A 16199-nucleotide genomic window follows, 5' to 3' on the forward strand; every position below is an offset into this window, starting at 1 on the left:
CTTGCGGGGGTGCCCGCGCGCCCCCATCTGACTGCCATGACCCTGCCGCTCACCGACTTCATCGACCGCGCCCAACGGCTGTTCGTGCTGACCGGCGCAGGCTGCAGCACCGCCTCGGGCATTCCGGATTACCGCGATGCCGATGGCCAGTGGAAGCGTACGCCGCCGGTGACCTACCAGGCGTTCATGGGCGAGGCGGCTACCCGCCAGCGCTACTGGGCGCGCAGCCTGCTGGGCTGGCCGCGTTTCGGCCAGGCCAGGCCCAACGGCACGCATCAGGCGCTGGCCGCACTGGAGGACAGCGGCAAGTTGCAGGTGCTGCTGACCCAGAACGTGGATGGCCTGCACCAGCGTGCCGGCAGCCGCAACGTGATCGACCTGCACGGCCGCCTGGATCTGGTGCGCTGCATGGGCTGCGAACGTCGCAGCGAGCGTGAGGACTTCCAGCAGCAACTGCTGCAGGCCAACCCCGGCTGGGAGTCGCTGGAGGCCGGTATCGCGCCCGACGGCGACGCCGACCTGGAAACCGACTTTTCCGCGTTTGCGGTGCCGGACTGCCCGCACTGCGGCGGCCTGCTGAAGCCGGATGTGGTGTTCTTCGGTGAGAACGTGCCGCGTGAGCGCGTGGCTGCCGTGCACGACCACCTGCAGCAGGCGGACGCGGTGCTGGTGGTGGGCTCCTCGCTGATGGTCTATTCCGGCTTCCGCTTCGTGCAGGCCGCAGCCAAAGCCGGCTTGCCGGTGGCAGCGCTGAACCGTGGCCGCACCCGTGCCGACGATCTGCTGCAGTTCAAGGACGAGCGCGATTGCGCCGAGGCGCTGGCCGACTGGACCACGCGCTGAGCCGAGCATGGGTCCGGTTGCTCTTGCCCACGAAACAGCGATCTACCCACACGGTTGATCTATCGGCCGTACAGCGGTGCAATACGTACCCCCTTTGATACACCCCCCACTGCCGTGAGCCAGCTGTTTTCGCCGATCTCTTTCGGCCCCCTGACCCTGTCCAACCGTATCGTCGTCGCGCCGATGTGCCAGTACTCCGCCGAAGACGGCCGCGCCAGCGACTGGCACGCCATGCATCTGGGCAACCTGGCGCAGTCCGGTGCGGGCCTGCTGATCCTGGAGGCCACCGCGGTCGAAGCGCGCGGCCGCATCAGCTGGGCTGATCTGGGCCTGTGGGACGACGGCACCGAAGCGGCACTGGCGCAGGCGCTGGCCAGCGTTCGCCGCTGGTCGCCGATGCCATTGGGTGTGCAGTTGGCCCATGCCGGCCGCAAGGCCTCTACGGCGCGCCCGTGGGATGGCGGTGGTCAGTTGCCGGCCGATGATGCGCGCGGCTGGACCACGGTCGCACCGTCGCCGCTGCCGTTCCATGCCGCGGACCCGGCGCCACAGGAACTGGACGAGGCCGGCATCGCCGAGATCGTTGCCGCCTTCGCCGCCAGCGCGGTGCGCGCCGAGCGCCTGGGCTTCGAGCTGATCGAGATCCATGCCGCGCACGGTTATCTGCTGCACCAGTTCCTGTCGCCGCTGAGCAACCGACGCACCGATGGCTACGGCGGCTCGCTGCCGAACCGGCTGCGGATGCTGGTGGAAGTGTTCGACGCGGTGCGTGCCGCGGTGTCGGACAAGGTCGCCGTGGGCGTGCGCATCTCCGCCAGCGACTGGGTCGAGGGTGGCTGGGACATCGTGCAGAGCGAGGCGCTGGCACAGGTGCTGGACGCGCGTGGCTGCAATTTCCTGCACGTTTCCAGTGGCGGCCTGCATGAGCGTCAGAAGATCAGCGTCGGCCCGGGCTACCAGGTGCCGTTCGCGGCAGCGATCAAGGCCAAGAAGGTGCGCATGCCGGTGATCGCGGTGGGCATGATCACCGAGCCGGAGCAGGCCGAATCGATCCTGCGCCACAACCAGGCCGATGCCATCGCACTGGCCCGCGGCATCCTCTACGATCCACGCTGGCCGTGGCACGCCGCTGCGGCGCTGGGCGATGGCGTGGTGCCGGCGCCGCAGTACCTGCGCTGCGAACCGCGCGACGCACGCGGCGTGTTCAGTCCGCGCTGAGCACTACACCTGCCAGGCCGGCGGCAGGCCGGCCTGCAGGTGCTCGAACAGCGCGCGGATCTTGGCGGTGAAATCGCGGCGGTCGCTCACGCAGAAATAGACTTCCATCGGCTCCGGGTTCCAGTCGGTAGCGGGCCCGAACACCGGTTGCAGGCGACCGTCACGCAGATACGGCTCGGCCACGAACGCGGCCAGCCGGGTGATGCCGGCTCCGGCAGCGGCCAGTTCGGCCAGCGCATCGATGTCATCGCAGACCATGCTCGGCGGCAGTGCCGCGTCCACCCGCTGGCCATCCTTCAGCAGGCCCCAGCGCAGTGGCCGGCCATCGGTGGGGAAGCGGTGCAGAAGGCCGCGATGGGCGGCCAGCTGTGCCGGTTCCAGCGGTGTGCCGCTGGCCTTCAGATAAGCCGGCGACGCACAGAACACGAACGGGATACGTGCCAGTGGCCGCGCTACCAGCCCGTCCTCCAGCTGCGCACCGATGCGGATGCTTGCATCCACCGCCTCGGCACCGTGCTGCACGGCGCGATCGGTCAGGCGCAGTTCCAGCTGCAGGTGTGGATAGCGCTGCTGCAGTGAAGGCAGCAGCGGTGCCAGCACGTGCCGGCCGAACGCGCTGCTGCTGGCGATGCGAAGGGGCCCGGCCGGTTCCACGTCGCCGGTGACCATGGCCTGCGCGCGTGCCAGATCGGCTTCGAGATGCCGCACCTGTGCCAGGTACACCGTGCCGGCCTCGCTCAGCGCCAGCTGGCGCGTACTGCGGTTCAGCAGGCGCACGCCCAGGTGGGCTTCCAGACGGTTGATGTTCTGGCCCACGGCGGTGGCGCTGATGCCAAGGGTGCGTGCCGCAGCGGCAATGCTGCCGGTCTCTGCGGTGCGGGTGAAGCTGCGGATGAGCTGCAACAGGTTCATGACCGACCAGCTTGCCATGTGGAATGCCAAGTATCGCTTGGGTCTGTACCAAGCAGTCGGTTGCATCGGTGACCATCGTCCACGGCGCAACGGTGCTGCCCTACACTCGGGCGATGCGCCCCGATTCCATCCTCACCCTCTCCTGTCCCGACCGCACCGGCATCGTCTACCGCGTATCGGGCCTGTTGTTCGACCACGGCTGCAACATCCTCGACGCCCAGCAGTTCGGCGACGAGGAGAGCGGTCGCTTCTTCCTGCGCGTGCATTTCGACCGCGATGCGGGCCTGCCGCTGGACACCGTGCACGCCGCGATGGCCGCACTGGCAGCGGACTTCGGCATGGACTGGCAACTGCATGACGGGCGCCGCCGTCCACGCCTGCTGGTACTGGTCAGCAAGCAGGGCCATTGCCTGAACGACCTGCTGTTCCGTGCACACAGCGGCCAGCTGAAGGTGGACATCGCAGCGGTGGCTTCCAACCACGCGGACTTCGCCGCCCTGTCGGCGTCCTACCAGGTGCCGTTCCACCACCTGCCGGTGAACGCTGACACGCGCGCGGCGCAGGAACAGCAGATCGTCGATCTGGTGGAGCGCGAGCGCATCGACCTGGTGGTGCTGGCGCGCTACATGCAGGTTCTCTCGCCCACGCTGTGCCGTGCGCTGGCGGGCAGGGCGATCAACATCCACCACAGCTTCCTGCCCAGCTTCAAGGGCGCGCAGCCGTACCACCAGGCGCACGCGCGCGGGGTCAAGATCATCGGTGCCACCGCGCACTACGTCACCGAAGACCTGGACGAAGGCCCGATCATCGAACAGGACGTGGCCCGCGTGGACCACGCGATGACGCCGCGCGAGCTGGTGCGTCTTGGCAGCGATACCGAATCGCAGGTGCTGGCGCGTGCCGTGCGCCGGCATGTCGAGCACCGCATCCTGCTCAACGGGCACCGCACGGTCGTATTCCGGTAGTGCCGGCCGCTGGCCGGCAACTGCGGGGATCCAGGGTTTGCCGGCCAGCGGCCGGCACTACCGCCACGCGTCAGGCGACCGCAATCCTCGCCTTCGCCAGGGCCTCGCGCACCATGCCGTCATTGGCGTCGGTCACCGGGCGGGTCAGCTCCCACAGGAATTTCACCCGGAAGCCGGACTTCACCGCATCCTGCGCGCTCCACAACACGCAGTAATCGCGTGCCAACCCGCACACGTGCACCTCGCGGATACCACGTTCGTGCAGCCAGCCGGCCAGTCCGGTCGCCGGGCGGGTGCCTTCGGGGCCGTGGTTTTCGCGGAACGCGCTGTACGAATCCACCTGCTGGCGCGTGCCTTTGCGCAGGATCAGGTCGGCCACGGCCCAGTCCACGCCCGCGTGCAGGGCGGCGCCCGCGCTGCCCTGCACGCAGTGGTCCGGCCACAGGGTCTGCGGCTGCGCGTGCAGCAGGATCGCTTCAAAGGGCAGATGCCCCGGATGCTGGCTGGCAAACGAGGCATGGTCGGCCGGGTGCCAGTCCTGGGTTGCAACCACGGTCCGGTAGCGGCGCTCGGCCAGCAACGCCGCGATCGGCGCCACCAGCGCATCGCCCTGTTCGCAGGCGAGGGCGCCACCAGGCATGAAGTCCGGCTGCAGGTCGATCACCAGCAGGGCGACATCAGCGGGCAGGGCGGTCATGGCAGGTCCGGCACAACAGAAGAAGGGCGACCAGCGTGGCCGCCCCTCGCGCGCACGTCAATCGCCGGTGGCGGCGTCGTTGTCCTGTCCGTAATACAGCAGGCCGATCTTGATGCGCTCGCGGCCGTTCTCGCGACGGTGGCGGTTGGCATCGCGCAGCGAATACACACAGCCACAGTATTCCTGCTGGTAGAACTGCTCGCGTTTGCTGATCTCGACCATACGGCTGGCACCGCCACCCTTGCGCCAGTTGTAGTCCCAGTACTGCAGGCCTTCGTAGTGCGAGGCGGCGCGCACGCCGCAGTCGTTGATCTGCGCCATGTTCTTCCAGCGCGAGATGCCCAGCGAGGAGCTGATGGTGTCGTAGCCGTGTTCGTGCGCGTAGAGCGCGGTGCGCTCGAAGCGCATGTCGAAGCACATCGTGCAGCGGATGCCACGCTCGGGTTCGTTCTCCATGCCACGCGCACGGCTGAACCAGTTGTCGGTGTCGTAGTCGCAGTCGATGAAGGGAATGCCGTGCTGTTCGGCGAAGCGGATGTTCTCCTGCTTGCGCAGCTCGTATTCCTTCACCGGATGGATGTTGGGGTTGTAGAAGAAGATCGCGTAGTCGATCCCGGAGGCGGTGATCGCCTCCATCACTTCGCCCGAGCACGGCGCGCAGCACGAGTGCAGCAGCAGGCGCTGGCCGTTGTCGGGAAGGGTCAGGGTGGGGCGGTGGAGCTCGGTCATCGTCGGGTGCATCTGGGCGTGGGCAGCAGCGGGTCTGGCCGGAAACCGTGAACAGGACGCGCGCGGCCACGCAGCCTGCACGCGCAGGACGACGATGGCCCCGGCAACCTCCCCGCGGAGATTCCAGGTCGAGTCAGGGGACGTTCGAGTCCCCCGGCCGGGGCCGGTATTCGGGCTGATGGACACGGGCCGCAGCCCACCTACTACCTGCCGCTTCCCAGGCGCGAGCCCAGTGCTGTTGGCAGGATTCGTTTCCATTCACCGCTGCGGGGCAGCTCCGGAATGGGCGCGCGAGGCGCCTTCACCGGATTCCCGTTTAAATCCATCCCCGCGCGTGAACGCCAGGATGGATACCTTCGGCAGGTGCAAGGTGGACCCGTTGGCAGTAACGGTCAAGGGACGCCATCACACGCCGAAGCTGTGGCTGCCTTCTCAGGCTGTGAGAGCGCGTCTTGCCATACTGCACATCGACAGACGGGAGGTGGCTCGTGGCGGCGAAGTACTGCGATCTGGTCATGAAAGGTGGCATCACCAGCGGCATCGTGTATCCCAACGCGGTGCTCGCGCTGGCCCGCGAATACCGCTTCAAGAGCATCGGTGGCACCTCGGCCGGCGCGATCGCCGCTGCCGTGGCGGCCGCTGCGGCATACGGCGACCGGCGCCAGCAGGCAGGCGAAACCCTGCCCGGTGACGCCGGGTACGGTGGCTTGTCGGCGGTGTCGGCACAGTTGTCGCGGCGCGGGTTCATCTACAGCCTGTTCCAACCGGCCAATGGCGCACGCGCGGCATATCGACTGCTGGTGGTGCTGACCGGCAACGCCGGCTGGCCGCGCAAGCTGCTGTGTCTGGCCATCGCGGTGTTCCAGATCGCGCCGTTGGAAGTGCTGGTGTCGCTGGCACTGTTGCTCGCCCTGGGCTGGTGGGGCGGTGGCTGGAGCGGCGTGGCGGCGACCCTGCTGCCGTCGCTGCTGTGTGCCTACGGCGCAGGCGTGGCCGCCGCTGCGCTGCGGGTGGCACGCGTGGCGCGGCGTAACCTGCTGGGCCTGTGCAGCGGGCTGAGCCGCAATGCGGACAAGCCGGCGCTGACCGAGTGGCTGCATGAGAGCCTGCAGCAGCTGTCGGGCAAGCCGATGGCTGCACCGCTGACCTTTGCCGACCTGCACGACGCCCCCCGTTACGCAGACGAGCCAGACAGCCCGCACGCGATCACCCTGCAGATGATCACCACCTGCGTATCGCACAACGAACCGCGCACGCTGCCGTTGGGGGGTGCGCAGTTCTGGTTCCTGCGCGAGGAGTTCGAGCAGCTGTTCCCGGCCAGCGTGGTGCAGTGGATGGTCGACCATGCCGGTCCACCGCGTGAGGTCGAGGGCCGCAGCTATTACCACCTGCCGCAGGGCGCGTCGCTCCCGGTTCTGGTGGCCACGCGCATGAGCCTCAGTTTCCCACTGCTGATCAGCGCGGTGCCGCTGCATGAGCCCTCGCGTCGCGAGCGGCGCTGCGAGCCGACGTCGACGGCGGGAGGCGAGGCCGGGCACAACGTAGCCGACAGCATGGAGGGGCTGACCAGCGCCGGGCAGGCCTGCGGTCCCGTGATCACTGCGTTCCGGGTCTGCTGGTTCTCCGATGGTGGCATCAGCAGCAACTTCCCGATCCACCTGTTCGATGCGGCGCTGCCGCGCTGGCCGACCTTCGCCATCAACCTGGTTTACCCGCAACGCCCCGAGCCGGTGGTGCGCGAGAGCGACAGCCGCCAGGCGCTGGAACGCTCGGTCTTCCTGCCCACCGAGAACCGTCATGGATGGCAGCGGCATTACCAGTCCATCGCCACGCCGTTGGCGGCCGGCGAACTGGGCCGCTTCCTGTTTGCGGTGGTGGCCACGATGCAGAACTGGCGTGACCTGCTGCAGGCGCGTGCGCCAGGGTATCGCGACCGCATCGTGCATGTGAGCCTGCAGGGCGACGAAGGGGGCATGAACCTGGACATGCCGCAGGAGGTGCTGACCCGCATCGCCGACAAGGGCAGCCTGGCCGGTGCGCGCTTCTGCTCGTTCTCGTTCGAGAACCATTACTGGATCCGGTGGCGCAACCTGGCCTCGGCCTACCAGCGCTACACGCTGGAGATTTCGCGCACCGACGATCCGGCGCAGCAGGTGCTGGCCTATCGCGCCGCCTATGCGATGGTGGCCACCGGCACGCCGTCGCCGCCGTCGTACAAGCTGGGTTCGGAAGACAAGCGGCTGGCATCGCAGCAGCTGTGGGGGCTGATGGTGGAACAGGGGCGCAGTTGGGATGACCTTGGCCCCGACCTCACTGACGGCTCGCCACGACCGTTGCCGCAGATGAAGGTGACGCCGATCTATTGATCGCTGTCCGGTAGCGCCGGGCCATGCCCGGCGGCCTTTCGTACCGCTGCGCTCGCCGGGCATGGCCCGGCGCTAACGACTACCGCCACGCTCCGACCACTGCATCGCCGCGCAATGGCGCGTACAACGGCAGGGCCAACTCCTGCTTCACCCACCCCGGGTTGAGCGCGCGCAATCCCGCCAGATATTCGCGGGCCAATGCGGTTTCACCGTGCGACATCGCCAGCCGCGCGGCACGCGCCCAGGTGCGGTCCCAGCCGTGGGCCAGCGACAACGAAGTCGCCAGCGCTGCGCGCGCGCCTGCCACATCGCCTTTCTCCCAACGTTGCTCGGCGCGGATGATCGCCTCATTGGACAGGCGCATGTCGTACAGCTCGTGCAGGCGTGCCACCGCGCGCGGGTCGGCGTCCACACGCAGGTCGGTGTCCTGCCAGTCGCCTCCAGGCGTGCGCACCAGCAGCGCCGCTGACCATTGCCCGCTGCGTTGTCCGCCTGCCGCTTGTCCTGCTTCCAACGCGGCCAACAGCCGCGCGGCAAGCTCACCGTGGGTGGCCGCAAACGCGCGTTGCATCGCCGCCAGCACGTCCGGCCCGGCCAATCCGTTGCCTTGCACGCTCACCTTGCCCTCGCCAACGGTACCCGCCCAATCGGCCTGCTGTGCGGTGGCGCCGGTGTACTGCGCGTTGCCGCCACGCGCACTGACCAGCCCGACCTGGCGCTCGGCGATGGTGGTGCCATCGAAGTCGCCGTCCTCGTCAAGCAGCTGTTTGAGTACCTGCACCGGCGTGCGACCTTTGGCCAGCAGCGCCAGCCCCTTCGAGCCATAGGTCGGATTGGTTTCGAACTGGCTGGCGACGGCGCCGACCTTCGCCTGCGCCCACAGCACACCGACACCGCCGACAGCGAGGTTGTGGGTGGCGACGGCCACCCCGCAGTCGCCAGCGTCGTTGCAGGCGGCAATCGAAAAGGTCGCCCATGCCGGTGCAGCGACAGCAGCGAGCAGAAAAGCCAGGCAGGAACGCAACAGGCACATGGGGCATCTCCAAGGCAGGCATTGCAATGGGATGCAGCCTACGCGCGGGAGGTTTAGTAGATCCACGCCATGCGTGGATGAATCTCCATCGAAATCGAATAGTCGACAATTCATCAAAGAGCATCCACGCATGGCGTGGATCTACCGTGTCGACCAAGGTCGACACCCACCAACAGCGGCGGGAACCTGTCGAAGGCGGGGTGGGTCCGGTTGCGGGGGTGTCCGCGGCATGGATGCCGCGGCCAAGCCCCCAGGGATGGGCTTACGGCGTCCCCCGCAACCGGACCCACCCCGCCATCCCACGGAATGCCCGCTGTTGCTTTTGCTGTTGCCTTGGATTGAAGCAGGTGCAGGGCGCAGCCCTGCCGAACCAACCCCTACCTTCCCGGCAACTGGGTAAACGCGCGCTGCATGCAGTCCTCGCGCGGGCACACCCGGCAACCCGGGCCGATCGACACCGAGTTGCCCGGGCTCTGCACGTCCAGCCCGAGCGAATACACCAGCCTGTCCGCATGCTGCAGGTCACAGCCCAGTGCCACCGCGAAGGTCTTGCGTGGCTGGCCGTGGCCCACCGGGCCGCTGCTGACCTGCCGTGCCAGCCAGAAATGACGGCGGCCATCAGGCATGCGCGCGGTCTGGGTGAGGATGCGTCCGGGCTGGTTGAACGCCTCGTAGACGATCCACAACGGGCACGAACCACCGACCTGCGAGAAGTGGAAATCGGTGGCCGAGTGGCGCTTGGACACATTGCCGGCGCGGTCCACGCGGATGAAGAAGAACGGCAGGCCCGGGGCGCTGCGGCGTGCCAGCGTACTCAAGCGATGGCAGACCGCCTCGAATCCCACGCCGAACTGGTGTGCCAGCAGCTCGATGTCATAGCTGCTGGCCTCGGCCGCACGCAGGAAGCGCATGTACGGCATCACCAGCGCGCCGGCGAAATAGTTGGACAGGCCGACGCGTGCCTGCGCGATGCGGGCCTCGTCGGTGAAGCCGGTGCGCGCGATCACCGCATCGATCTGCGGCAGGTAGCCGCGCAGTGCCAGCTCGACCGCCATCTGGAACGCCTGTTGGCCCGGCTCCAGGTAATCGGGCAGCCACAACGTGCGGCTGCCAGCATCGTACTGGCGCTTCTCTCGGCCTGCCTGCAGCGCGGCCACTTCCACCAGCACACCATGGCGGTCGGCCAGCAACTGGCGCAGCCGGGGTGCCACGTGTCCCGGCGCCAGCCCCCATTCGGCGAACAGCTGCTCGGCCAGTTCGTCCAGTTCGGGGATGTGGTTGTGCATCCGGTTGAAGAACTCGCGCACCTGGTCACCGGCCGGCAGCGTACTGCCCGCGCCCGGCTCGCCCAGCTGGAACTCCAGCGCGGCGGCATGTTCGCGCAGCGCCAAGTGCCGGCGGTGCAGGTCCAGCAGCGCGCGGCTGACCTGCGGCAGGTTGCCGGCCAGCGCGCGCAGTTCGGTGGCGCTGACGTCGGCCAGGCCCAGGTCGCGCAGGGTCTCACCCAGCGACTCCTGCAGCGCGGCGGGTTCATTGTCGTCGAACAGGGCGGAAACATCGCCCAATACCTCGCCCAGCTTCTTCTGCACCGCAGGCGTCAGCGGGCGCTTGTTGCGCTCGATCTGGTTCAGGTAGCTGGCCGACAGCCCCAACGCGCGGGCAAGGTCGGCCTGGCTGTAGCCGCGCTGCTCGCGCAGGCGCAGCAGACGCAGACCAAGTTGGCGCTGGGGGGCTGAATAATTCACAGAATTAACAGGAATCGTGGCGGGCATTGGCCAGATTAAGCGGATTCAGGCCGGAAATCGAGTTGGCTGCTGTGAATAATGCCAAGCATCTTTCGCACCCCGTGGATTGTCGTCATGACTGTTGCAGCGCCCCGTATCCGCATGCTGATCGATGGCCAGTTCGTTGAATCGGCCACCTCCCACTGGCAGGACGTGATCAATCCGGCCACCCAGGACGTGCTGGCCCAGGTGCCGTTCGCCACCACGGGTGAAGTCGACGCCGCCGTGGCCGCCGCCAAGGAAGCCTTCAAGACCTGGCGCAAGACCCCGATCGGTACCCGCGCGCGCATCTTCCTGAAGTACCAGCAGCTGATCCGCGAAAACATGAGCGAGCTGGCGCACATCCTCACCGCCGAACAGGGCAAGACCCTGCCGGACGCCGAAGGCGATGTGTTCCGCGGCCTGGAAGTGGTCGAGCATGCGGCCGCCATCGGCAACCTGCAGTTGGGCGAACTGGCCAACAACGTGGCCAATGGCGTTGACACCTACAGCATCATGCAGCCGCTGGGCGTGTGCGCAGGCATCACCCCGTTCAACTTCCCGGCGATGATCCCGCTGTGGATGTTCCCGATGGCCATTGCCACCGGCAACACCTTCATCCTCAAGCCGTCCGAGCAGGACCCGATGGTCACCATGCGCCTGGTCGAACTGGCGCTGGAAGCGGGCATTCCGAAGGGCGTGCTGAACGTCGTCCACGGTGGCGAAGAAGTGGTCAACGCCATCTGCGACCACCCGGACATCAAGGCCGTTTCGTTCGTCGGTTCCACCCGCGTCGGCACCCACGTGTACAACCGCGCCTCGCTGGCCGGCAAGCGCGTGCAGTGCATGATGGGCGCCAAGAACCACGCCGTAGTGCTGCCGGATGCCAACAAGGAGCAGACCCTCAACGCGATGGTCGGCGCTGCCTTCGGTGCGGCTGGCCAGCGTTGCATGGCTGCCTCCACCCTGGTGCTGGTCGGTGAAGCGCGCGGTTGGGTGCAGGACCTGGTCGAGAAGGCCAAGACCCTGAAGGTCAGCGGTGGCACGGTTGCCGGCACCGACGTCGGTCCGGTCATTTCCTGCAGCGCCCGTGAGCGTGTCGAAGGCCTGATCGCGTCGGGTGTGGAGCAGGGCGCCAAGCTGGTGCTGGATGGCCGCAAGCCGCAGGTCGATGGGTTCGAGAAGGGCAACTTCGTCGGCCCGACCATCTTTGCAGGTGTCACCACCGACATGCGCATCTACCAGGATGAAATCTTCGGGCCGGTGCTGGTCATCCTCGAAGCGGAAACGCTGGATGAGGCCATCGCCATGGTCAACAGCAACCCGAACGGCAACGGCACCGCACTGTTCACCCAGTCCGGCGCCGCTGCACGTCGTTTCCAGGAAGACATCGACGTTGGCCAGGTCGGCATCAACGTGCCGATCCCGGTGCCGGTGCCGCTGTTCTCGTTCACCGGCTCGCGCGCCTCCAAGCTGGGCGACCTGGGCCCGTACGGCAAGCAGGTGGTGCTGTTCTACACGCAGACCAAGACCGTCACCGCGCGCTGGTTCGACGACGAGACGCTGAGCCACGGCGTCAACACCACCATCAGCCTGAAGTAAGGGCAGGAGCAGCCATGAGCCACTCGATGACGACGGAGCAGGAAGAAGCGCAGCAGGCCTATCGTGAGGCTGCGCGTGACTTCGCACAGGCCGAACTGGCGCCGCACGCCGCGCGATGGGATGCGGAGGGCATCTTTCCGCGCGAGGCGATTGCCAAGGCCGGTGAACTGGGCTTCTGCGGTCTGTACATGGACCCGGAAGTGGGCGGCAGCGGCCTGAGCCGACTGGACGCCGCCGTCGTCATCGAGGAGCTCGCCAACGTCGACCCGTCGACCGCGGCCTACATCAGCATCCACAACATGGCCTCGTGGATGGTGTCCAAATGGGGCCAGCCGGCCCTGCGCGATGCCTGGGGCAATGACCTGTCGTCGGGCAGCAAGCTGGCCTCGTACTGCCTGACCGAACCAGGCGCCGGTTCGGATGCGGCCTCGCTGAAGACCAGCGCCATGCGCGATGGCGATTTCTATGTGTTGAATGGCTCCAAGGCCTTCATTTCCGGCGCCGGTGCCACCGAGCTGCTGGTGGTGATGGCGCGCACCGGCGGTGCTGGTGCAGGCGGGGTCAGCGCGATTGCTGTGCCAGCCGATCTGCCGGGCATCAGCTACGGCCGCAAGGAAGAGAAGATGGGCTGGAACAGCCAGCCCACCCGCGGCATCACCTTCGAAAACGTCCGCGTGCCGGTCAGCCACCTTCTGGGAGAGGAAGGCGGCGGCTTCAAGCTGGCGATGAAGGGGCTCGATGGTGGCCGCATCAACATTGCAGCGTGCTCGCTGGGTGCTGCGCAGGGTGCGCTGGATGCAGCACGCCGTTACATGGGCGAGCGCCGCCAGTTCGGCAAGGCATTGTCCGAATTCCAGGCGCTGCAGTTCAAGCTGGCCGACATGGCCATCGAGCTGGTCGCGGCGCGGCAGATGGTGCATACCGCTGCGCGCAAGCTCGATGCCGGTGCCAGCGATGCCAACGTGTGGTGCGCGATGGCCAAGCGTTTCGCCACCGATGCCGGCTTCAACATCTGCAACGAAGCCCTGCAGATCCACGGCGGCTACGGCTACATCCGCGAATATCCGATCGAGCGCCTGCTGCGCGACAGCCGCGTGCACCAGATCCTGGAAGGCACCAACGAGATCATGCGGGTGATCGTTGCCCGTCACCTGCTCAACACCGAAGAGGAACTGCGATGAAGGATTGGCGTACCCAGGAGCACGTGGGCCTGAAGGTCGAGGCCGATGGCCACACCGCCGTGGTCACCCTGAACAACCCGCCCGCGCATACCTGGACCGTGCACAGCCTGTCGGCGCTGCGCGACCTGGTGGGCGCGCTCAACGCAGACCGCGACATCTACGCGCTGGTGATCACCGGTGACGGCGAGAAGTTCTTCTCCGCCGGTGCCGACCTCAATCAGTTCGCCTCCGGCGACAAGGCCGCTGCACGCGAAGCCGCGCGCCGTTTCGGTGAAGCCTTCGAGGCGCTGTCCGCGTTCCGCGGCGTGTCGATCGCTGCGATCAACGGCTACGCCATGGGCGGCGGCCTGGAATGCGCGCTGGCCTGCGACCTGCGCATCATCGAAGACCACGCCCAGGTCGCGCTGCCGGAGGCCACCGTCGGCCTGCTGCCGTGCGCCGGCGGTACCCAGAACCTGCCGCGACTGGTCGGCGAGGGCTGGGCCAAGCGCATGATCCTGCTCGGCGAGCGCATCAATGCCGAGACGGCGGTGCGGATTGGTCTTGCCGAAGAAAAGGTCGGCAAGGGCGAATCCAAGGCACTCGCACTGGAATGGGCGAAGAAGGCTGGCAAGCAGAGCCCGACCAGCATCGCCGCCTGCAAGACCCTGGTGCAGTCCACCCGCACCGGCACCCATGCGTCGGCGCTGGTGGCCGAGCGCGAAGCCTTCGTCGATCTGTTCGACACCGCCGATCAGGTCGAGGGCGTGAGTGCCTTCCTTGAAAAGCGCGCCGCGCAGTGGAAGAACGCATGACCGCCGCTGACCCGAACGTTGCCGAAGCACCGGTACTGTTCGAAGAACGCGCGGCCGGCAACGGCACGCGCATCGGCATCGCCACGCTCAACGCACCGCGCACGCTCAATGGCTTCTCGCTGCCGATGGCGCACCTGCTGCTGAAACAGCTCAACGCGTGGGCCGACGACGACGGCATCGCGTTGGTGGTGCTGCAGGGCGCGGGCGAAAAGGCATTCTGCGCCGGCGGTGACCTGCACAGCCTGTACCAGAGCATGCTCGCCTTCCGCGAGGCGGGCCGCAGCGATATCCGCAAAAACGACTATGCCGCCGAGTTCTTCGACGTCGAGTACCGCGTCGACTACCTGATCCATACCTACGCCAAGCCGATCCTGTGCTGGGGCCATGGCATCGTGATGGGCGGCGGCATCGGCCTGATGTCCGGCGCCAGCCATCGCGTGGTCAGCGAGCGTTCCAAGCTCGCCTTCCCGGAAATCACTGTCGGCCTGTTCCCTGACGTGGGTGGCAGCTGGCTGCTGCCGCGCGTGCCGGGCAACGGTGGCCTGTTCCTGGCCCTGACCGGTGCGCTGCTCAACCCGGGCGATGCGATCTACGCCGGCCTGGCCGACGTGCACGTAGCCGAGGAACGCCGCAGCGCGGTGTTCGATGCGCTGCTGCAGGTCGCGTGGTCGGCCGATGCCGCACGCAACCACGAGCGCCTGTCACAGCTGCTGCTGTCGTTTGCCAGCGATGCAGTTACCGGCCCGCTGCTGGCCAATGCCGCGCAGGTCGATGCGCTGTGCGCAGGCGATGATCTCGCCGCCATCGTCGAACGCATCAGCACCCTGCAGACCGATGATGCCTGGCTGCAGGCCGCACAGAAGACGCTCGCCGCCGGTGCGCCGGGTTCGGCACGGCTGGCCTTCGAACTGCAGCGCCGCAGCGCCGGACAGGACTTGGCGAGCGTGTACCGGCTGGAGTACATCACGGCCCTGCATTGCGCTGCGCATGGCGATTTTGCCGAAGGCATCCGCGCGCTGCTGATCGACAAGGACCGCAATCCGCAGTGGAACCCGGCCACCCTGGCCGAGGCCACCGGCACGTGGGCCGACACTTTCTTCGCTTCCCCCTGGGCCGATGCCGCGCATCCGCTGGCCGACCTGGGCACTCCCCTTGTTGAAAGGAGCCTTGCATGAGCCGCATTGCATTCATCGGGTTGGGCAACATGGGTGGCCCGATGGCCGCCAATCTGGTCAAGAACGGCCACACCGTGCGCGTGTTCGATCTGGTCCCGGCCGCGGTGCAGGCCGCCGTCGATGCAGGCGCCAGCGCGTCCGCATCGGCGCGCGAAACCCTGGCCGATGCCGAGGTGGTGATCTCGATGCTGCCGGCCAGCCGTCATGTCGAAGGCGTGTACCTGGGCGACGACGGCATCCTTGCCGCGATCCCGGCCGGCGCACTGGTCATCGACTGCAGCACCATCGCACCGGCCAGCGCCCGCAAGGTGTCTGAAGCAGCCGCCGCACGTGGCCTGCAGATGATCGACGCGCCGGTGTCCGGCGGTACCGCCGGCGCCCAGGCCGGCACCCTGACCTTCATCGTCGGTGGCGAGGAGGACGCGCTGGAGCGCGCCCGTCCGGTGCTGCAGGCGATGGGCAGGAACATCTTCCACGTGGGCGCCAGCGGTGCCGGCCAGGTCGCCAAGCTGTGCAACAACATGGCGCTGGGCGTGATCATGGCCGTCACCGGCGAAGCCATTGCTCTGGGCGTGGCGCACGGTCTGGACCCGAAGGTGCTGTCGCAGATGATGGCGGTCAGCACCGGCCGCAGCTGGGCCACCGAAGTGTGCAACCCGTGGCCGGGCGTGCTGGAAAACGCCCCGGCCTCGCGCGGTTACAGCGGCGGTTTCGGCAGCGATCTGATGCTGAAGGACATGGGCCTGGCGGTGGAAGCGGCGATGAGTGTCGGCGCCTCGATCCCGCTGGGCGAAGTGGCCCGCAACCTGTATTCGATGAATCACCAGGCCGGCCGCGGCAAGCTGGATTTCTCCAGCGTCGTGCAGCTCATTACGAGCGAGAAGTGACCCGTTAGTGCCGGCCGCTGGCCGGCAACCTCAT

At 67.4% G+C, this 16199-nt stretch carries 14 protein-coding genes and 1 riboswitch; of the genes, 9 read left to right on the forward strand and 5 right to left on the reverse strand.

Features of this window, described 5'->3' with window-relative positions:
* Positions 1–36 precede the first annotated feature (36 nt).
* Complete coding sequence (locus ACQ5SA_RS16925) at positions 37–843, forward strand: NAD-dependent protein deacetylase (protein ID WP_499315122.1); 807 nt, start codon at positions 37–39, stop codon at positions 841–843.
* Positions 844–957: 114 nt separating this feature from the next.
* Positions 958–2061 (forward strand): NADH:flavin oxidoreductase/NADH oxidase, encoded by a 1104-nt coding sequence (locus ACQ5SA_RS16930; RefSeq protein WP_230110229.1) that lies wholly within the window; start codon positions 958–960, stop codon positions 2059–2061.
* A 3-nt stretch (positions 2062–2064) separates the two neighbouring features.
* On the opposite strand, the gene ACQ5SA_RS16935 is transcribed toward ACQ5SA_RS16930, so the two are convergent.
* Entirely contained in the window at positions 2065–2973 is a 909-nt protein-coding gene (locus ACQ5SA_RS16935; protein WP_499315124.1) for a LysR family transcriptional regulator, read from the reverse strand.
* Between the two features lie 113 nt (positions 2974–3086).
* Here ACQ5SA_RS16935 and purU point away from each other — a divergent pair, with 113 nt between their 5' ends.
* Positions 3087–3938 (forward strand): formyltetrahydrofolate deformylase, encoded by an 852-nt coding sequence (gene purU / locus ACQ5SA_RS16940; protein ID WP_499315211.1) that lies wholly within the window; start codon positions 3087–3089, stop codon positions 3936–3938.
* A 70-nt stretch (positions 3939–4008) separates the two neighbouring features.
* On the opposite strand, the gene pncA is transcribed toward purU, so the two are convergent.
* Together pncA and ACQ5SA_RS16950 are read right to left on the reverse strand one after the other, a co-directional pair.
* Positions 4009–4635: a bifunctional nicotinamidase/pyrazinamidase gene (gene pncA / locus ACQ5SA_RS16945; protein ID WP_499315126.1), complete on the reverse strand. Its 627-nt coding sequence runs from the start codon at positions 4633–4635 to the stop codon at positions 4009–4011.
* A gap of 57 nt (positions 4636–4692) precedes the next feature.
* On the reverse strand, positions 4693–5364 hold the full coding sequence (locus tag ACQ5SA_RS16950; protein WP_353099908.1) for an epoxyqueuosine reductase QueH: 672 nt from the start codon (positions 5362–5364) through the stop codon (positions 4693–4695).
* Between the two features lie 144 nt (positions 5365–5508).
* Positions 5509–5737, reverse strand: a riboswitch (cobalamin riboswitch).
* A 142-nt stretch (positions 5738–5879) separates the two neighbouring features.
* Between ACQ5SA_RS16950 and ACQ5SA_RS16955 the strand changes: the two genes are divergently transcribed.
* Entirely contained in the window at positions 5880–7730 is a 1851-nt protein-coding gene (locus ACQ5SA_RS16955) for an RpoH suppressor (RefSeq protein WP_499315128.1), read from the forward strand.
* Between the two features lie 79 nt (positions 7731–7809).
* Here ACQ5SA_RS16955 and ACQ5SA_RS16960 read toward each other — a convergent pair whose 3' ends face one another.
* Positions 7810–8763, reverse strand: a complete 954-nt coding sequence (locus tag ACQ5SA_RS16960) for a DUF1028 domain-containing protein (protein WP_499315130.1) — start codon at positions 8761–8763, stop codon at positions 7810–7812.
* 377 nt (positions 8764–9140) lie between these two features.
* Positions 9141–10508, reverse strand: a complete 1368-nt coding sequence (locus ACQ5SA_RS16965) for a helix-turn-helix domain-containing protein (protein WP_100554430.1) — start codon at positions 10506–10508, stop codon at positions 9141–9143.
* A 114-nt stretch (positions 10509–10622) separates the two neighbouring features.
* Here ACQ5SA_RS16965 and ACQ5SA_RS16970 point away from each other — a divergent pair, with 114 nt between their 5' ends.
* The 5 genes from ACQ5SA_RS16970 to mmsB are packed head-to-tail and all read left to right on the forward strand — an operon-like array spanning position 10623 to position 16165.
* A complete protein-coding gene (locus ACQ5SA_RS16970) occupies positions 10623–12128 on the forward strand; it encodes a CoA-acylating methylmalonate-semialdehyde dehydrogenase (RefSeq protein ID WP_100554431.1) in 1506 nt (501 codons plus the stop codon).
* Positions 12129–12142: 14 nt separating this feature from the next.
* Entirely contained in the window at positions 12143–13309 is a 1167-nt protein-coding gene (locus tag ACQ5SA_RS16975) for an acyl-CoA dehydrogenase family protein (RefSeq protein WP_230110240.1), read from the forward strand.
* The gene (locus tag ACQ5SA_RS16980; protein WP_100554433.1) at positions 13306–14103 is read left to right on the forward strand and encodes an enoyl-CoA hydratase; all 798 of its coding nucleotides are present in this window, start codon (positions 13306–13308) and stop codon (positions 14101–14103) included. The genes ACQ5SA_RS16975 and ACQ5SA_RS16980 overlap by 4 nt, the downstream gene beginning before the upstream one ends.
* On the forward strand, positions 14100–15278 hold the full coding sequence (locus ACQ5SA_RS16985; protein ID WP_499315133.1) for an enoyl-CoA hydratase/isomerase family protein: 1179 nt from the start codon (positions 14100–14102) through the stop codon (positions 15276–15278). Before ACQ5SA_RS16980 ends, ACQ5SA_RS16985 begins: the two co-directional genes overlap by 4 nt.
* Positions 15275–16165 carry a 3-hydroxyisobutyrate dehydrogenase gene (gene mmsB / locus ACQ5SA_RS16990; RefSeq protein ID WP_430767045.1) on the forward strand — a complete coding sequence of 297 codons (891 nt, stop codon included), beginning with the start codon at positions 15275–15277 and terminating at the stop codon, positions 16163–16165. The genes ACQ5SA_RS16985 and mmsB overlap by 4 nt, the downstream gene beginning before the upstream one ends.
* The last annotated feature ends 34 nt before the right edge of the window (positions 16166–16199 follow it).

It is taken from the genome of Stenotrophomonas indicatrix (assembly GCF_050573115.1).
Taxonomy (GTDB): domain Bacteria; phylum Pseudomonadota; class Gammaproteobacteria; order Xanthomonadales; family Xanthomonadaceae; genus Stenotrophomonas; species Stenotrophomonas lactitubi_A.